We start from the raw sequence: 275 nt of genomic DNA, 5'->3' as shown, positions 1-275 counted from the left end.
GTTGTTCCCTCAACACCAGCTGTCTTGGCAGACAATTCTGCTATACGACCAACAGCCTTGACTAGATGGTTTTCAGCACCACCTAGAACAAAAATTCCCGCAGAATCATAGCCACGGTATTCGAGCTTTTCAAGCCCTTGAATCAAAATACCAGTTGCATTTGTGTTTCCAACAACACCACCAATTCCACACATAGTATATACGACACAGACAAGCTGTGCTTTCTCCTTAAAATTGGTATAGTCTAATTCCTCTTTTATAGAATCAGCAAAAAC

1 pseudogene is annotated in these 275 nt (G+C 41.1%); it reads right to left on the bottom strand.

What is annotated here, in order from left to right:
- Positions 1 to 275, bottom strand: a pseudogene (locus ACYQ78_RS39585) (hypothetical protein); the annotation flags it as partial.

The sequence above is a fragment of the Herbidospora sp. RD11066 genome, from assembly GCF_054661255.1.
The sequence above is the reverse complement of the archived record's forward strand: the minus strand, read 5'-3'. Positions and strand labels throughout refer to the sequence as shown.